Annotated in this window: 19 protein-coding genes; 10 read left to right on the top strand and 9 right to left on the bottom strand. The window is 38.2% G+C overall.

What is annotated here, in order from left to right; all coding sequences use genetic code 11:
* Position 1 precedes the first annotated feature (1 nt).
* Together HY960_00885 and HY960_00880 are read right to left on the bottom strand one after the other, a co-directional pair.
* A complete protein-coding gene (locus tag HY960_00885; protein MBI5214288.1) occupies positions 2-1141 on the bottom strand; it encodes a hypothetical protein in 1140 nt (379 codons plus the stop codon).
* A 218-nt stretch (positions 1142-1359) separates the two neighbouring features.
* On the bottom strand, positions 1360-1602 hold the full coding sequence (locus tag HY960_00880; protein ID MBI5214287.1) for a hypothetical protein: 243 nt from the start codon (positions 1600-1602) through the stop codon (positions 1360-1362).
* A gap of 167 nt (positions 1603-1769) precedes the next feature.
* Here HY960_00880 and HY960_00875 point away from each other — a divergent pair, with 167 nt between their 5' ends.
* Complete coding sequence (locus HY960_00875; GenBank protein MBI5214286.1) at positions 1770-2042, top strand: hypothetical protein; 273 nt, start codon at positions 1770-1772, stop codon at positions 2040-2042.
* Between the two features lie 68 nt (positions 2043-2110).
* Positions 2111-2452, top strand: coding sequence for a heavy-metal-associated domain-containing protein (locus HY960_00870; GenBank protein MBI5214285.1), 342 nt, complete (start codon positions 2111-2113; stop codon positions 2450-2452).
* Between the two features lie 3 nt (positions 2453-2455).
* Here the strand turns inward: HY960_00870 and ccsA (HY960_00865) are convergent, their stop codons facing one another.
* From ccsA (HY960_00865) to HY960_00835, 7 genes are all read right to left on the bottom strand, one after another.
* Positions 2456-4792: a cytochrome c biogenesis protein CcsA gene (ccsA, locus tag HY960_00865; GenBank protein ID MBI5214284.1), complete on the bottom strand. Its 2337-nt coding sequence runs from the start codon at positions 4790-4792 to the stop codon at positions 2456-2458.
* A gap of 76 nt (positions 4793-4868) precedes the next feature.
* Positions 4869-5258: a cytochrome c maturation protein CcmE gene (locus HY960_00860; protein MBI5214283.1), complete on the bottom strand. Its 390-nt coding sequence runs from the start codon at positions 5256-5258 to the stop codon at positions 4869-4871.
* A gap of 9 nt (positions 5259-5267) precedes the next feature.
* A complete protein-coding gene (locus tag HY960_00855) occupies positions 5268-5402 on the bottom strand; it encodes a CcmD family protein (protein ID MBI5214282.1) in 135 nt (44 codons plus the stop codon).
* On the bottom strand, positions 5403-6092 hold the full coding sequence (gene ccsA, locus HY960_00850; GenBank protein ID MBI5214281.1) for a cytochrome c biogenesis protein CcsA: 690 nt from the start codon (positions 6090-6092) through the stop codon (positions 5403-5405).
* A 138-nt stretch (positions 6093-6230) separates the two neighbouring features.
* On the bottom strand, positions 6231-6845 hold the full coding sequence (locus HY960_00845; GenBank protein MBI5214280.1) for an acetolactate decarboxylase: 615 nt from the start codon (positions 6843-6845) through the stop codon (positions 6231-6233).
* Positions 6846-7082: 237 nt separating this feature from the next.
* A complete protein-coding gene (locus HY960_00840; GenBank protein MBI5214279.1) occupies positions 7083-7769 on the bottom strand; it encodes a hypothetical protein in 687 nt (228 codons plus the stop codon).
* Positions 7770-7920: 151 nt separating this feature from the next.
* Entirely contained in the window at positions 7921-8889 is a 969-nt protein-coding gene (locus tag HY960_00835; GenBank protein ID MBI5214278.1) for an endonuclease/exonuclease/phosphatase, read from the bottom strand.
* Positions 8890-9083: 194 nt separating this feature from the next.
* Here HY960_00835 and HY960_00830 point away from each other — a divergent pair, with 194 nt between their 5' ends.
* The 8 genes from HY960_00830 to HY960_00795 all read left to right on the top strand — a co-directional run bounded on the left by HY960_00830 (position 9084) and on the right by HY960_00795 (position 17498).
* The gene (locus tag HY960_00830) at positions 9084-9719 is read left to right on the top strand and encodes a VTT domain-containing protein (protein MBI5214277.1); all 636 of its coding nucleotides are present in this window, start codon (positions 9084-9086) and stop codon (positions 9717-9719) included.
* Between the two features lie 140 nt (positions 9720-9859).
* Positions 9860-11068, top strand: coding sequence for a cation:dicarboxylase symporter family transporter (locus HY960_00825; protein MBI5214276.1), 1209 nt, complete (start codon positions 9860-9862; stop codon positions 11066-11068).
* A gap of 111 nt (positions 11069-11179) precedes the next feature.
* Complete coding sequence (locus HY960_00820; protein MBI5214275.1) at positions 11180-11530, top strand: hypothetical protein; 351 nt, start codon at positions 11180-11182, stop codon at positions 11528-11530.
* 353 nt (positions 11531-11883) lie between these two features.
* Positions 11884-12429, top strand: coding sequence for a hypothetical protein (locus tag HY960_00815; GenBank protein MBI5214274.1), 546 nt, complete (start codon positions 11884-11886; stop codon positions 12427-12429).
* A gap of 34 nt (positions 12430-12463) precedes the next feature.
* Positions 12464-13630, top strand: a complete 1167-nt coding sequence (gene nhaA / locus HY960_00810) for a Na+/H+ antiporter NhaA (GenBank protein ID MBI5214273.1) — start codon at positions 12464-12466, stop codon at positions 13628-13630.
* Positions 13631-13639: 9 nt separating this feature from the next.
* Positions 13640-15178, top strand: coding sequence for a GNAT family N-acetyltransferase (locus HY960_00805; GenBank protein ID MBI5214272.1), 1539 nt, complete (start codon positions 13640-13642; stop codon positions 15176-15178).
* A gap of 62 nt (positions 15179-15240) precedes the next feature.
* Positions 15241-16884, top strand: coding sequence for a sodium-dependent transporter (locus tag HY960_00800; protein MBI5214271.1), 1644 nt, complete (start codon positions 15241-15243; stop codon positions 16882-16884).
* Positions 16885-17288: 404 nt separating this feature from the next.
* The gene (locus HY960_00795) at positions 17289-17498 is read left to right on the top strand and encodes a type II toxin-antitoxin system HicB family antitoxin (protein MBI5214270.1); all 210 of its coding nucleotides are present in this window, start codon (positions 17289-17291) and stop codon (positions 17496-17498) included.
* Positions 17499-17522 lie beyond the last annotated feature (24 nt).

The raw sequence follows: 17522 nt of genomic DNA, 5'->3' as shown, positions 1-17522 counted from the left end.
TTTAATTTGTATGATTTTTATTAACACTTTGTTCAAATAGTCTGCCTTGAACAGGTTTGTTGACAAAAAATTTTTTCATGATGAAATCATCAACTGAATCACGCCACCGACTAATTCCACTTGGATTAGAAGATAATTCGCTCTCGTAAAATGCGCCCTGTGGAGAAACAACAAATTTTAGTCTCAAGGCAAAAAGTATTACAAGTAATAACAAGATAATATTTGAGATATATTGTCCGACAGTAAAAAACTCTGTCAGAGAATTCCATTCTACACTCTTCATATATCCCCAATAATGTAAAATGTCGGTCGAGGTGAAAAGTAATAGTGCAAAAACAATTTTATCCATGTATGCACCTTGTGGAGGTTCTTTTTTATATTGATAACCAAAAAAGAGAATGATGAATCCAATTATCATTATTTCAATATTGATGATATTGGAATATAGCGGATAAATTAAAAGTGTCCGATAATTTTCACCTTCTAAATATGGTAACAACTCCTCAATTTTGGCAAGATTCTCACTTGGATATAAATCTCCAATGGGTTTGTCGTAATTCCATGATTTTAGGTTTACTTGATTCGATAGCTCTTCAGATGTATAATAATTCCCAACCTTATCAACATAGTTTGCTAATGTTTTCCATTGTTGAATTTCTTCCGTTTTATACAAATAATGCGGGTCACTCAAAATCGGAGTAAAATAAAAACCGAAAAATAATACACAAATAGATAACGCTACAAAATATTTTTGACTAACTCGAAAATTTGCCAGTACCACGTCAATGACAAGGTAAACAACGGATAATGCTAAGGCAAAGATGTAAAAGGCAGTGTAATATTGAAAATAGTAATGGTCAGCAAATTTATAATCCGTGAAAAAAGATTTTCCAATAAATAAATGAAGGAATGCTAGAATTGAAAAAGAAAAGAAAATTAAAAAATTAAGAAAAATGAACTTTGTACTTTTTCCCGGAGTCTTTTCATATAAAAAGTAGCATATAATCATGAGCAGAGATAATGAAAGAAGATTTATTAGACCAGAAAATTGAATTTCTTTATGTTCAAAGAAAAATAATCCAGTATAAAAAAAGGCTACTATGCCAAGCCAAATGTAAATTATTTTTGGAAATATTTTCATAAACTAACCATTATTGTAATTATTTGGTATTATGTATCGTAGTTATTTGCTTATCTAAATAAAATGAGTGAGTCTTATCACAAATTTGTTTCGTATAAAAATACTTCTGCATCATATATTTTTATTGATAATTAGATAATGAAAGATTATTTTTGACTTAGTCAAATAGTTTTTAATTATTAACAAATATATAAAGGTTTACCAATGTTACACAATTCTCAAAATGCAAAAAAATTCCGCTCAATTATCATTACCATACTTCTTGTTTTTGCTGTAAATTTTGCTCTTTCTTTTACTGGGATTACAAGTCGTAAAGCAGGTATTCCTACGTTACCAGATTCACCCAGACCTAAGGCTGGAATCCCGACATTACCGGATTCACCCAGACCTAAGGCTGGAATCCCGACATTACCTGATTCACCGAGACCGTAAAAATAATCACATAAAATTCCTAAAGTCAAAGAAATTTGATTACCTATTCCTAAAAACTTTATACAATATGTAGATTTTTTTTTAGAAAGTCAATAATTAAATAAAATTTATTTTGTTAATACGATTGTTTTTGAAAAAATAATTATTATATTTGACAAAATAATTATTATTAATCATTATTCATTTAGGTGATATTATGAAAATTCGACTGTTCTTCATTATTGCTGCTCTCGCTCTCTATGTTGTATCTGCAACTGCAGGCGGCGGTACATGTGATAAATCAAAGGCAAAAAATGACTCTAAGAATTGTAGCGTTGAGATGGCTAAGTCCAAGCAATGTGATGATTCGAAGATGAAAGCATCTAATCAAATGGATTGCTGCAAGAAGGAATTGAAAAATTCAAAAGCCAGTAATTCAAAAAAAGATGCAAAGAATGAAGTTGTAAAATTAGCAAAAGATTCGAAGTAATTTTTAATACTTTTCGTTTTTGCCGTTCCACTTGGGACGGCTTTTTTTTTTAGGTAATTCAGAAGCTTATGAAACTATATATTTTTATCTTCCTTACATTTATCTTGCTGAGTTGCAAGGACAATAATTCAAAACAAACTTCACAACTCACCGAAGTGAGTATTCAAGTACCGACTGTTGTTTGTGAAATGTGTGAAGAAACTATCAAGAAAACTGTTTTCGGATTAGAGGGTGTAAAAAGTGTGGAAGTAGATTTGGAAAAAAAAATTACTCATGTAAAATTCAACTCCGCACAAACAAATCTTGAGACAATAGAAATGGCTATATCGAATTCGGGCTATGACGCGAATAACAGAAAACGTAATCCTGAAATTTACGCTTCTTTGCCGGATTGTTGTAAAAAAGATTAACTACTATACTTGACTTTTCAGTCGAGTTTCCTGAGACCGACGAACTATTGTTATTATAAAACCAACAAGTAGGGTTATTGTTCCAACCCAAACTAAATTAATTAAAGGTTTTATACTTGCTTCAACAACAAGTGTTTCTAATTTCACTGATTGTGAATTTCCATTAGGTAAAACAAAACTTAATTCCACTCTTGATTTTGTTGGGTCTTCACGATTCGGTTGAAGTTTATTTATTTTCAATTCGATATCCGCAAACGTGGACTTTACAGGAATATAATTTACTTGTCCCCCATCATTTTTCATGAGAGGCATTAGTTGTTCAACTTTTTCACCTGAGCGAATTTCCAACATTGCGCCTATTGAAAATCCTCCCCCCTCTAACATCTTTGTCTTATCCATATTACTAAAATCATAGTCAATAAATTTAACTTGAATTCCTTGTAAATTCTTTGTTTCACCCTTCAATAAACTGATTGTTGACTCCTGCTTTCCATCAGATTCTTCCAATGACATCGGTGCAATGTAAAAATCTTTTGTGTACATGTTTTTTACATCCGGATGACGTAAAACATTTTGTGTATAATTACTGTAATGCATCACTGGCATCACAGTAAACTTCTCCTTGCCATGTTCGACGTCAACCATAAAACCATATCGTTCCGCATCAACATTTTTCATTCCTACATACGTCAATTGATAATCACTGAAAACTTGCAATGGCTTTCCTCGTTCAAGTGAAACGGTTTCCATTCTATCGAATCCTTCGCTCGAGACAAATCCAAGAAAAAGAAAAGCAAGTCCGATATGCGACAATGCGCCGCCTGAATATTTAGGGTCGCCTTTGAAAATTTGAAATCCAATAATCAGATTAACAAATAATGCAAAGCCGGCTGTGAATAGAAATAATAGCACTTGTATTTCAGTTACGCCTATGAGAACCATTACCACCGTAAACAATACAGATAATATCAAAGGAAGAATTAATCCTTGGATTATTTTATTCTTGTTAGAATTTTTCCACCATAACAGTTGCCCGAATCCGGCAAGAAAGGAGACTGCTATTCCAATCGGTAGTGTAGTTTTTACATAGAACGAAGTATCAACTGCTGATGATTTCCCTTGTAAAATTTGTGTAATAATTGGCGCTGATGTCCCAATCACAATAAACAATGCTGAGAGACAAATAGCATACGCTCCAAGAAATAATGCAAACTCGCGTGAATATATACTGTGTTCGATTTTTACATTCGGCATCTCTTTCATTCTGCTTAACAACAGATAGAACCCGGTACCACCGAATAAAAATATTACGCTGAGAAGTAACCAATACGCATACATTCCCGGGTCAACAAAAGAATGAACGGATGTCTCTCCCAACACGCCACTGCGAGTGAGAAACGTGCTGTATAAAACAAGCATGTAAGCAAGTATGCTCAAGACAAAATTCGTTTTCACAAATGCGCCCGAACGTGCTTGAGACATCATTGTATGAATCAATCCTATACAAACAAGCCAGGGAATTAGTGATGAGTTTTCAACAGGGTCCCAGCCCCAATATCCACCCCATCCAAGTGTTTCATAAGCCCAATAGCCGCCGAGAATTATTCCTGTTCCTAACGCTGTTGCCGCAAAAACAGACCACGGTTTTGCAATTCGCACCCAACCCTGATAATCACGTTTCAACAATCCTGCAATTGCAAAAACAAATGGAATCGCCATTGCTGTAAATCCCGAGAATAAAATTTGTGGATGAATGACCATCCAATAATTTTGAAGTAGTGGATTAAGACTTCTTCCTTCCTGTGGAATTTGAGCCCAAATTCCTTTCACTTCATCAAGCCATAAAAAATTTGTTACTGTCGGTGGTATTGGTCCGGTTTGAATAATTTCTTTTGGAAATGCTTCCCAAATATTTTCAAATGGGTTTTTTACAATCAACATCAATAAAAGAAAAGCCAATATCCAATTCCAAACGAACATGACTGATGATTCATAGTTTCGTCTTGAGGCGTACCCCATCAACACAACACCGATAATTGCTGTGTACAAAGCCCAAAGTGAAAAACTCCCCTCCTGTCCCGCGTAGAAGGTCGAAATTAATAGTGGCGTTGGTAAGTCAGTTGAACTGTAATTCCAAACGTAGGTGTATTGGAATTGATGAGTGAGGATAAGATAAATCAGAAACGAGCAAAAGCCCATGACTGAAATTACCGCCGCATGATAGGAATATCGGGCAACATTGAGATTTACAATATCACCACGTTTATGATTGAGGTAATATGAAACACCTGAAATGAGCGAACTAATGAATGCAAAAAGAACAAGCGCTTGACCAAGCATAAACATCTGATATTGATGAAAAAATAAAAATCAGACAGCGTCTGATTTTATAAAAGGTTACAACAAGAAGAATAATCTAAAGCGATTTTTTTATTGCTTCAGTATCACCTTCATACTTTGAAGGACATTTAGTTAAAATCTCTGAAGCGTGGAAGCAATCATTTTCATATTTGCCTTTTGCCACAACACTCGTCGCTAATTCAAAATTATTCGGTTTGGCTCCATCGAAAATAACTCGTAATACTTCGCCGTTGTCATCTTTCATATAGAAAGTAAACTTACCGGAGTTCGCATCGAAGTCGCTTTCCATTTCACGAACCCATTCACCCTTGACTTGAATTTTTTTATTTGATGAAATTGCCGTCTGAAAATCTCCATACTCGATATTACTTTCCATAAACGAGATAGAGCCGAAAACAATTGCCGCCAAAATAAGGAGACTTCCAAGAATAACTTTAATTTTCATAGAACGATATTATTGATTGATTTGATTTTCTAATTGTTTGATTTTCTTTTCGAGTTTAACAACATACCCGAAAATACCGACCCAACAAATAAGAACGATACCTAAAACTACATATAATGAATTTTGTGATAAAAACTCAGACATTTATTCTCCGTGAGTTTGTAATTTTGATTCTAAACGAAGTGAACGGACTTTTAAGTTCCATAGCCAAACATAGAACGCTGTAAATCCCGCCAACGAACTGAGGAAGATAACCAACATTGTTCCGTTCATGTCAATCTTTCCCCTATTGTTCACAATCGGGTCGGGATGGAGACTTGCAACAAGTCTGGGCATGATAAAAATAAAAAAAGGAACCGTTACGCCTGCAATAATTGAATAAACAGCTGATAGAGTTGCTCGTTTCTCCTCTGTCTCCAATGCAGAACGAAGTGCGAAATATGCCCCATAGACTAAAAGCAAAATAAATATTGATGTTTCACGCGGGTCCCAGTTCCAGAACGAACCCCAACTAAACTTCGCCCAGAGCGAACCGGTTGTTGTCGCCAGAACACAAAACAATAATCCCAAGCCAGCCGATGCTACCGATTTTGAATCATCATCAAGATTTCTCTTTGCGAGATATTTGATTCCATAAACCATCGCAACCATGAATGCAACCACAGTCACCCATGCCATCGGGACATGGAAGAACAGGATTCGGGCTTTATCTTCTAAACCGGGAATAATCGGAAATTCATACCACGATTGAGGATTTTGAACCATGGGAAATACTAAGGCGACAGTAAAAACAACTGTCAACCAGATGCCAAGAAAGAACTTTAATGCTGTCACTTTAGTGCTATTGCTGTGATAACTGCATGAACGGAACCAAGATAAGAAAATTCCGGTTCCTCAACAAAGAACGCTCTCAACGTGTACTGACATTGATTTCATCAAGTAAGTAGGCTTTGTCATGCTTTCTGCCCAAAATTATTCAGTTGGCAAAAATAGTTTCATCATCCCCTTTTTGAAAAGTACGTCGTCCAAGTGTCCCATTGCAGATTTATCCGATGTTATCAAGTGCATGTGAAGAAATGTATCGTGGTGTGTAAAGATTGCTTTGTGTTCAGTCGAGAAGAAACCAATGATTTCTGACTGTTCGTTTCTTAATTGATAGTCCTTTTGTCCCTGATGTGCATCTTCCGGTGAACTTACCTTTGAACCCTTTGGTAAATTAACAACATGAATGGTTGCCGATTCAATTGTTCCTGTTAACCTGAATGTAAAAGGTCGCTTTGCAGTTTTGGTAATTTGGTTTAAAAATGTTTCCAACTGCGGCATCGTCCGAATACTTTCGGGGATATTTTGTTCTTTCCATTTCTCAACATTTGCATAGACAAAAAACGGGGCTTTGACTTTAAAGGTTTCCTCAACCTTCATAGTTGTGTCGGTAAGAACGGTTGATTTGTATGATTTACCATCAACAATAAGAATTTCTCCAGTGAGATATTCAACCGGTCCGACTCCATAGAGATGTTGTTTGTTTGAAATTGTATCAAGGTTAATTGTTCCGAAGAGTTCCCCCTTCCACATAACGTTTTTCATCGCGCCAACGACATGAACGGTGTTGCCATGTTGTTGAGCGAACGAAGTGAAATTCATCAATAATGAAATTGAGAGGATAAGGAGTTTTATGAAATTGTTAATTGTAGTTTTCTTGTTAATCATTCTGTTCTCAATAAATTAATTCATTGTTCCATTTCTTCTCAATTTTTACTTTAGTAAACCCATTAGAGAGTGTGGTAAAAAAATCTGAATTAAGAGTAATTTTGGTGGAATTAATTATTTAGCAGTGTTGAATTTTTTGAAAAAAACAAAACTGCGAGAATCAACATCATATACCTGACAGAATACTGTGGTATCGTGGCCTTTGAACACATCAGTATATGTAATTACTCCATAAACGAATAACCATCCTTTTTTCTGCAGAATTTTTTTACGTCTTTCTGGGCTCAAAAAACTAAAGTCATTGCAAACAATTTGAGAAGGACGAGACGGTGGTATAATAGCCTTACTTTTAAATGAAACATTGTCTTCTCCATCTAAAGGTAATCGCGTAATCTCGAAAACAGAATCATAAAACATTCCCACAACTAGGTCAAGATCGATAGCAGGTGTTTTTCCATAATTATCTATCCAAACACTTCCCTCACTCATGCTATCAATATTATAACTATCTGGAATGATTTTTTGAAAGATAACCCAAGGTCTATGATCGAGTTTCATACTACTATCTGCAAGCGCTATTGTTTTTTCTGCAAAAAGAATAGAAAAATTAACTTGCTTTATTGTATAGAAAACAAGAATGAGTGTTCCAACAGCAATGGCTATGTTACAAAAAGCTGTAATATTTCCTAGGTATTGTCTTTTAGACAATTTCTTTTCAGAGCTAGAACTTCTCTTTTTATCATAATTTAAGTCGTTGCTAATAAATTTCTTACTTTTACTTTTTGGTTTTTCCTTATCCATTTCGATGATCAATTACTTTTTTGTTGCAAGAGCAAGTTGGAAAAGATGAAAGATTGCCTGTAAATATATACCATTCATTTTTTCAATCAAACAAAAAATTGCTCGTTACAGATGGAGCACACATGTCAGGTGGAGTCTATCTCACGAACCACTACTTCTCCTCCACCAAACACGAAATCGGAAAATGGTCGCTGAAACCATTCTCGTTAAATCCGCTTTCGCTTGGGCGAGAGAATTTGATTGGAGCGCCGTTTTTTGTTCGCATGTTGAGGTCATCAAATATCTCAACACGGGCGGAACTATCAACATACGTGATGTAAGAATCCGTCGTCAGAGCATTGCGGTGAAACAGAAATTGGTCTAACACATTCGGCTCGTTCTCGAAGAAGAACGTTCCTTGCCGTTGTCCTGCAATCTCCCACATCGCATTGAACAAATATGGATTAGTATTTCTCTTGCTCGATACTTTCGATTTGTTTTTCAAACTCAACGCATATTCACGAAGAGAACGGTCGTGCGGTTCGTCATTAAAATCTCCCATGACAATTATCGGTATTGTCGGAGTTGTTTTCTCCGGAATCCTTTCAATCCAATAACTTAATGTTTCAGCGGCGATAATTCTGAATGGCTCAGATTCATATTGTCCTGCGCTTCTTGATGGCCAATGGTTTCCAAGCAAAATAAATGATTTGTTTGTCCCTTTGATTTTCAATTCAATTTGTAAGATATCCCGAGTTGCAGACCGTTTGATAACTTCATACGAAAACAGTTTGCCAACCTGTGAATATTTTTCGGAATCATACAGAAACGCTATATCAATTCCACGTTGGTCTTTGGTCTCTTTGTGGGCGACTTTATATTTTCGTTTTAATTTCTTTGTCAGCAGTTGCAACGCATTTTCATTTTCAACTTCACAGACTCCGAGAATATCGGGTCCTGTTCCGTTATTCATTTTTGAAATGACTTTGGAAAGGTTGGTCAATTTCTTATCAAGAACCTCCTTTGTCCATCCTTTCAATTCGCCTGCAAGTTCTTTTGCAAGCCACTCAGGACGCAATGCTGAGTTTTCAACATCAAAAAGATTTTCGAGATTCCACCATGCAATGAAGTGCTGTTTCATAACTCATCCAAAATTGTAAATGAATGTTTTATACCGGGTGGCGGTTCAACTGCCGACCTGACATTGGTCAGGAGTAGAACTCCTTCCCAGTTTAGTTTTGTTGATTATAAGAAAAAGGAATTGACGGAACAAAGTCGCTCATTTTTTCTTTCTCCTTTAGTTTCTTACATTCACAACCGAATTTTTATAACATCATGGAATTATTGTCACTTATACTCCCTCAACTACCGACGCTCCAAGAAATAATTGTCTGGGGCGGATACATCGGACTGTTTGCCATTATTTTTTCTGAAACAGGATTGCTCATCGGCTTCTTTCTGCCGGGAGATTCGCTTCTCGTTACTGCCGGACTTTTCGCCGCGCAAGGTTCGCTCGATATTGTTTGGCTGAATGTTCTTCTTATTATCGCCGCAATAACAGGAGATGCAACCGGCTATTGGATTGGTTTGAAAGCCGGTCATAAACTTTACAGCCGGGAACAATCCCGTTGGTTCAGGAAAGACCATCTTCTCAAGACAAGAGAGTTCTATGAGAAGTATGGCGGAATAACAATCGTGCTTGCCCGTTTCATGCCATTTGCAAGAACATTCGCTCCGGTAGTTGCAGGAATTGCTGAAATGAAATACCGTCGCTTTGCAATGTTTAATATCTTTGGCGGCATCGGGTGGATTACAAGCATGACACTTACCGGATATTTTCTTGGGCGATTTATTCCCGGCATCGAAAGCAAAATTGAATACGTTATCGCTGTTGTTATCTTCCTTTCGATTCTGCCGTTGATAATCAAATATGTTCAACATAAATTAAAACCCACAACTGACATTAATTAGTGATTGGTGATTGGTGAGTAGTGATTTCGGATTTACGATTGAAGATTGAAACATTGATTCGAAACAATTTACTCAGAAGTTTAGATTTCCTACAACCTAAAACCTATCACCTAAAACCTTAAGCAACTGACAACGAAACAATGAACTACAAACCAACACTAACACAATGGATTTTCATCGGCATGGGTGTGGGATTGCTTTGGGGTTGGTTGTTCCCTGATGTTGCTGTTGACCTCAAACCGCTGAGTACAATTTTCCTCCGGTTGATTAAATCAATTATCGCTCCTCTTATTTTCTCAACTCTTGTTGTTGGCATCGCCGGACATGGAAACCTCAAGCAGGTTGGAAGAATGGGAATCAAATCAATTATTTATTTTGAGATTGTAACAACGCTTGCTTTGATTATCGGATTGGTTGCAGTGAATTTAACTCAACCCGGCGTTGGTGTAGAATTACAATCAGCAGAAGTGGCGAAGGATTTTGTTGCGAAGAAACAATCCATTTCAGAAATCATCACCCATATTTTCCCTCAAAGTTTTATTCAGGCGGCGGCTGAAGGCGAAGTTCTGCAAATCGTTGTCTTCACACTCATCTTCAGTTTTGCTCTCGCACTTGTCCCGATTGAGAAACGACAAGTAATAATTACTTTTTGTGAATCGCTTGCTGAGACGATGTTCAAGTTCACAAACATCGTAATGAAGTACGCTCCGATTGGTGTTGGTGCGGCAATCGCCGTAACAGTCGGTCACAAAGGATTAGGCGTGCTTTGGAACCTTGGTTTGATGATTCTGACAATGTACGGGGCATTGATTGTGTTTATTGTTTTCGTACTTGGAGGTGTGATGCTTTTCTTCAAGATTCCACTCAAACAATTTTACCGTGCGGTGAAAGAACCGGCGCTCATTGCCTTCTCAACTACAAGTTCAGAAGCCGCGCTACCAAAAGCAATGCTCGCAATGGAAGCAATGGGAGTTCCAAGACGAATTGTTTCGTTTGTTATACCGACCGGTTACAGTTTCAATCTCGATGGCTCGACGTTGTATCTTTCCCTTGCATCAATCTTCGTGGCACAGGCGGCAGGAATTGATTTATCAATTGAGCAACAATTACTGATGATGCTGACACTGATGCTGACGACAAAAGGAGTAGCCGGAGTTCCCCGCGCTTCGCTTGTTATACTTGCAGGAACATGCGCATCGTTCAATCTTCCGCTCGAAGGTGTTGCTGTCATTCTCGGGGTTGATGAAATCATGGACATGGGAAGAACGATGGTGAATGTTGTCGGCAATTGTTTAGCAAGCGTTGTTGTGGCGAAATGGGAAGGTGAATATAAACCGACCAACAGTTGACACTATTTTAGTTTCAATCCAAAAAGTGTTGGCACCCAAATCTTCCGATATTGAAACATAATATTATTTTTCCGTTGTATCTTTCTTGAAAATGAAGTATCTTATGACCGAATGAAAGTTCAACTTAAAAATATCATCATCTGTCTCCTTCTTGGAGTGTATGTACTTACGACTTCAATCAGTCGTATTGAAGTATTTAAGATTGCGCTTTGTTCTCCAAAAACCATCAACAAAGAAAGTTCAAGTTCAAAACCACTGAAGATTGAACAGAAACTCTGGTGGAATCTTCGTCGACATACCACCCATTCAGTCAAGGCTGAACTTCCATCAGCCGAAATTACTTTAACAACGGAAATCCCAACTCGTGAGTGTATTTCATTCGTTCTACCGAGTTTCGAGTGCAATTATCTCACCGAATATCACTTCTCAGATTCCTCCCCCCGCTCGCCTCCTTTATCATAGTCATTCTCATTTTTTAATTCGTCTGTCCGGGCAACTCCGGTAAACAACTGTTGCCTGGTACAGTTGTATTTCATTTTATTCAATGAAAGAGATTGAACTATGTCGAACAATAATCCACAACCCGAAGATGGAAAATTTCCACTTGAATTAAAGATTCTTCTTGCAACCATTGCTTTTGGAGTACTATTCATCGTCCTCCGAGTTATGGAAATATTTTAAGAGCATTCTTATGAAAACATCAGCGTTAGTAACCATGCTGACAGCGTGGACTGTCATACTGTTTTTTGTAACTCGTTTTTTTATCAAAGTTTTACGCACACCACAAAAGAAAGATGAGCAAGATGAAATTCAAAATGAATGACGCGGTAAATCTATTTTCTTTTCAGCAATCGCAGAAGAACAAGAGCAAACTCTTGGTCTTGTGGTTTCTCCTTGCAATTGTATGCCTGTTTATTAATTATCTATCCGGTCCGACAATTCAATTCCCAATACTCTTTGTTTTGCCCGTGATACTTTCATCATGGTTCAATGGAAAATATTGGGGATTCTTCTTCGCCATTGCATTACCGCTTACCCAATTTTATTTCAATGTACGTTGGGAAGTGGGATGGGATTTAGCCAATGTCGCGGTCAATTCAGTTATAAGAATTCTCGTAATGATGATGACGGCGTATCTGACGGATATTGCAACAAAGAAAGAGCGACTCGAAACACATGTGCAACACTTAGAAGGATTGCTTCCGATTTGCAGTTCCTGCAAAAAGATTCGGGATGAATCGAACGAATGGCAACCATTGGAAAAATATATTTCAGAACGTAGTAATGCAGATTTCACGCATGGAGTGTGTCCTGAGTGTATGGAAAAATTGTATTCACAATATCTTGTAAAAAAACGATAGCCAATAAAGAAACTCAAATTTTGACCACCCGATAATGCGAATCACAAGACTATTCAAAGAATTTTTTGAAAGTGAAAAATCCGCCGGACTAATTCTGATATTTTGTACCGGAGTTTCCCTCTTTCTTTCAAATTCAACAATTCAATCTTATTATTTCGCAATTTGGGACTATGAATTTGCCGGTCATACTTTTCTCCATTGGATAAATGATGGATTGATGACAGTTTTCTTCCTGCTGATTGGTTTGGAATTGGAAAGAGAAATTTATGATGGGGAGTTATCAGACATCAAAAATGCTCTCCTGCCTATCTCCGGGGCTATTGGCGGGATGATTGTTCCTGCAAGTATCTATTTGTTATTTAATTTCGGAACATCAACACAATCAGGCATTGCAATTCCGATGGCAACTGATATTGCTTTTGCATTGGGAATTTTATCGCTCTTAGGAAATCGGGTTCCTCTATCCCTGAAAGTTTTCCTGACTGCACTTGCCGTCATAGATGATTTAGGCGCTGTTATTGTTATCGCCCTTTTTTATACGAAAACTTTAGTATGGACTAACTTATTTATTGCTCTCGGAATATTTTTACTGTTGTTAGTTTTTAACCGAATGAAAGTTCATTCGTTGATTCCTTATGTACTGGGAGGAATCGTCATGTGGTATTTCATGCTTCACTCCGGCGTTCATGCAACAATCAGTGGCGTGTTGCTGGCGTTTGCAATTCCTTTTGGCGACGGGAAGGATAAATCTCCATCTTTCATTTTACAACATACTTTGCATAAACCTGTTGCATATTTTATTCTCCCGCTCTTTGCTTGCGCGAATACAGCCATAGCGCTTTCTTTGCATACATTTCAGGATAGTTTCGTACAACCGTTTGCACTCGGAATATTTTTCGGATTAGTTGTTGGTAAAAGCGTAGGCATCATGGTATTTAGTTACTTCTCTGTGTTTATTGGACTGTGTAAACTCCCATCGGATATCAACTGGAAACAATTATCCGGCGTAGGATTTCTTGGGGGAATTGGGTTTACCATGTCAATATTTATCACTTTACTTGCATTTGATGAAAGTGATATTATCAACAATTCTAAAATTATGATTCTTCTTGCATCGCTTATTGCTGGTACTGTAGGGTACTTCTGGTTGAAACAATCACTGGAAAATAATCAAACAATAAATTCTAACAACATTAATTGAAGGAAGACAATCGTGGAAATAACCTCGTTAGACAAAAAAATATCTGTGCGGCTTTTACGCGTTTCTGATTACCAACAAGTTGTCAGTTTACAATTGAAATGCTTCCCTGCTATGAAACCTTGGACGATAGAACAACTACAAAGTCAGTTGGAGATTTTTCCTCAAGGTCAAATATGTGTCGAGTATGAAGGAAAAATCGTTGCCTCGTCGAGCAGTCTCATTTTAGATTTTAACATGTACGATGAATGGCATAGTTGGCGAGAAATCTCCGACCAAGGATTTATTCGTAACCACAATCCCGAAGGAGACACGCTGTACGGAATCGAAATCATGGTTGACCCTGAATACCGAGGAATGAAACTTGCCCGTCGTTTATATGATACAAGGAAAAAACTTGCAAGTGAACGGAATCTTATGCGTATTGTTCTTGGTGGCAGAATTCCCGGATATTCAAAACATGCAGACAAAATGACTGCACGTGAATATGTTGATAAGGTTATTTCAAAAGATCTGGTTGACCCTGTTCTAACCACCCAAATCTCAAACGGATTTGTTTTGAAGCGCCTTATAAATGCTTATATGGAATCTGATAAGGAATCTATGGGCTACGCGACATTACTTGAGTGGCCCAACCTCGATTATGAACCTGACCCGCATCAAAAGTTTATTCGGTCAAAGTCAGTGCGTATATGTGCCGTTCAATATCAAATGAGAGAAATAAAAAGCTTCAGGGAATTTGCCCGTCAGTGTGAATATTTCGTTGATGTTGCCTCAGATTACAAATCCGATTTTATTCTCTTCCCTGAAATCTTTACCATGCAACTCCTTTCTTGTATTGAGCCAATGCGTCCGGGACTTGCAGTGAGAAAACTTTCAGAATTTACACCGGAGTACCTTGACCTCTTTTCAAATCTTGCAATTAAATATGATATAAATATTATCGGAGGTTCACACTTCACTTTTGAGGAAGAAAAACTTTACAACGTTTCATATCTATTCAAAAGGAACGGTGGAATTGGAAAGCAGTATAAATTACACATCACTCCGAACGAACGACAATGGTGGGGCGTGCAACCTGGGAACAAAATAGAGGTGTTCGAAACTGATAGAGGAAAAATTTCTATCCAAATCTGCTATGACATTGAGTTTCCGGAAATCAGCAGAATCGCAGTTGAAAAAGGGGCTCAAATAATTTTTGTCCCATTTTGTACGGACGAGCGCTACGCTTATCTCAGGGTTCGTTACTGCGCACAAGCACGTTGTGTAGAAAACCATGTGTATGTTGCAATGGCGGGAACTGTAGGAAATTTACCCTCGATTGACAATTTTGATATTCAGTACGCTCAATCAGGAATTTATACTCCATCAGACATTCCTTTCACTCGGGATGCGATTGCATCGGAATGTACGCCGAACATCGAAACTGTCATCATTGATGATGTTGACCTCGAATTACTCAAACGGCATCGGCAGACCGGCAGTGTTTTAAATTGGTTAGACCGAAGAAAAGATTTGTATGAAGTGAGGTTAAACGAAAATAATTCTTGACAAACCACTTTTTTTTCCTTATACTCAATGAGTTCTTTTTCAACCAATATCATTGAGTAACTATGTCAACACATAAAGAACGGTGGGGTTCACGAGTCGGGCTGGTGCTTGCGATGGCAGGCAATGCAGTCGGGCTTGGAAACTTTTTGAGATTCCCTGCACAGGCTGTTGCTAACGGCGGCGGCGCGTTTATTATTCCGTACCTCGTTTCATTTTTGTTAATGGGAATACCCCTCCTCTGGATTGAATGGGCGATTGGTCGGCATGGCGGAAAGTATGGACACCACTCCACTCCGGGAATGATTGCAGTTCTTGGAAAATCAAGTTGGTGGAAATACGTCGGCGTGTTCGGCATCTTTACTAATCTTACCGTAGCCGCGTATTATTGTTATCTTGAATCGTGGACACTTTCCTACGCCTATCACTCGGTCGTCGGTAGTTTCTCAGGAAAAACTCCTGAGCAAATAGCGGGATTTTTTAACGAGTATGTCGGGACAACGAATGGCGGATTGTTTAACTTTCCTCCCGAAGCGCTCTTCTTCTTTGTTATTACCTTAGGACTCAATCTTTGGATACTTTCCCGCGGTTTGGCAAAAGGAGTTGAGATTGCGAGCAAGATCGGAATGCCGATACTTATTTTATTTGGAATTTTTCTCGCGATTCGTGCGCTCACGCTTGATGCCGGTGACCAAAACGCAGTGAACGATGCAACCGTCGGTTTGAACTTTCTCTGGGAACCACAATTCGATTCGCTCTCGAATCCGAAAGTGTGGCTTGCCGCCGCAGGACAAATTTTCTTCACCCTCTCTGTCGGTATGGGTTCGATACATTGTTATGCCGCGTACTTGAGAGAAAGAGATGACATCGCTTTGAACGCCGCTTCTGCCGGATGGATGAATGAGTTCGTCGAAGTTCTTCTCGGCGGTTCAATTGTCATCCCGATTTCCGTCGCATATTTCGGATTGGAATGGATTCAAACTCCCGGTAATGTCGGGTTGATGATGGGCTTCAGAACAATGCCTGTGTTGTTCCAAAACTGGGGACCAATCTTTGCCGCCCTTGCCGGTCTCGCATGGTTCGGACTTCTCTTCTTTGCAGGAATTACAAGTTCACTTGCAATGGGACAACCTGTTATGGCATTCTTGCAAGATGAATTCAAAATGAAACGAGAGAAATCTGCAATCTATTTTGGCATCGTTACGTTTATCCTTGCTCTCTGGTGCATCATCTTCTTCGGTGCAGGTGCATTTGGTGAGTTCGATGATTGGTCGGGAACGTTTGCGCTCGTCGTCTTTGCCCTGCTTGAATCAATCGCCTTTGCATGGATTTTCGGCATTGACAAGGGTTGGGAGGAAATCAATCGTGGTGCAGACATTAAAATCCCGAACTTCTTTAAATTTGTCATCAAATACATTACACCTTCATTTTTACTTGTTGTATTTCTTGGTTCATTGATTAGTCCTGCCGGTGGTGACTGGTCAGGCGCGTTCAGTAAATTATTCAGCGGTCAAGGCTGGGCATTCGATGGTGGAAGTATCATCGGAAAAATACTCCACATTGGAATTGAAGACACCCGTTGGTTTGTTGATGGCTCTCCGACAAACACATTCATCATAGATGCAACGAGAATTCTGCTCATGGTTACGTTTATCGGAATTGCATGGGCTATCAAAGTTGCATGGCAAAAACGAGAGAAACATTCATAAGGAGAAAACATTATGTCAGCATCTGCACTTGTTACCATGATTGGCGCGTGGACAATCATCGCCTATTACACAATTAAATTTTTTGTGAAGGTGTTAAATATTCCTCAGGAGAAGGATGGGGGTAAGTAAAATATTCTTGATGAGTGCGCCCAATGTCGAAATATGAGAAAGTCCTCGAACAGGTACTTCGTGGACACTCGGACAGTAACGTGTCATTCTCAGAGCTTTGCCACTTACTCCAAGTACTTGGTTTCACTCTAAGAACAAAGGGTAGTCATCATTTTTTCACAAAAACTTGGTATTGAAGAAATATTAAACTTGCAACCTAAAGGCTTTCATGCCAAGCCGTATCAGGTTAAACAAGTTAGAACTGTAATTGTAAAGTATAAATTGGGTATGACATTATGAACAAGTATGAAGTGATTATTTATTGGAGTCAGTGCGATAACGCCTTTATCGCTGAGGTTCCTGAATTACCAGGTTGCGCATCTGATGGTGCAACCTACCAAGAAGCTTTAGAAAATGTTGAAGTAATTATCCATGAGTGGATTGAAACTGCCAAAGAATTAGGAAGGCCGATTCCGGAACCAAAGGGTCGTTTGGTTTTCGCTTAAATATTTTTCCACGTATCTCTTCCC

The sequence above is a fragment of the Ignavibacteriota bacterium genome (assembly GCA_016212665.1).
Classification (GTDB): domain Bacteria; phylum Bacteroidota; class Ignavibacteria; order UBA10030; family SZUA-254; genus FW602-bin19.
This window is presented reverse-complemented; position numbering and strand designations above follow the sequence as displayed.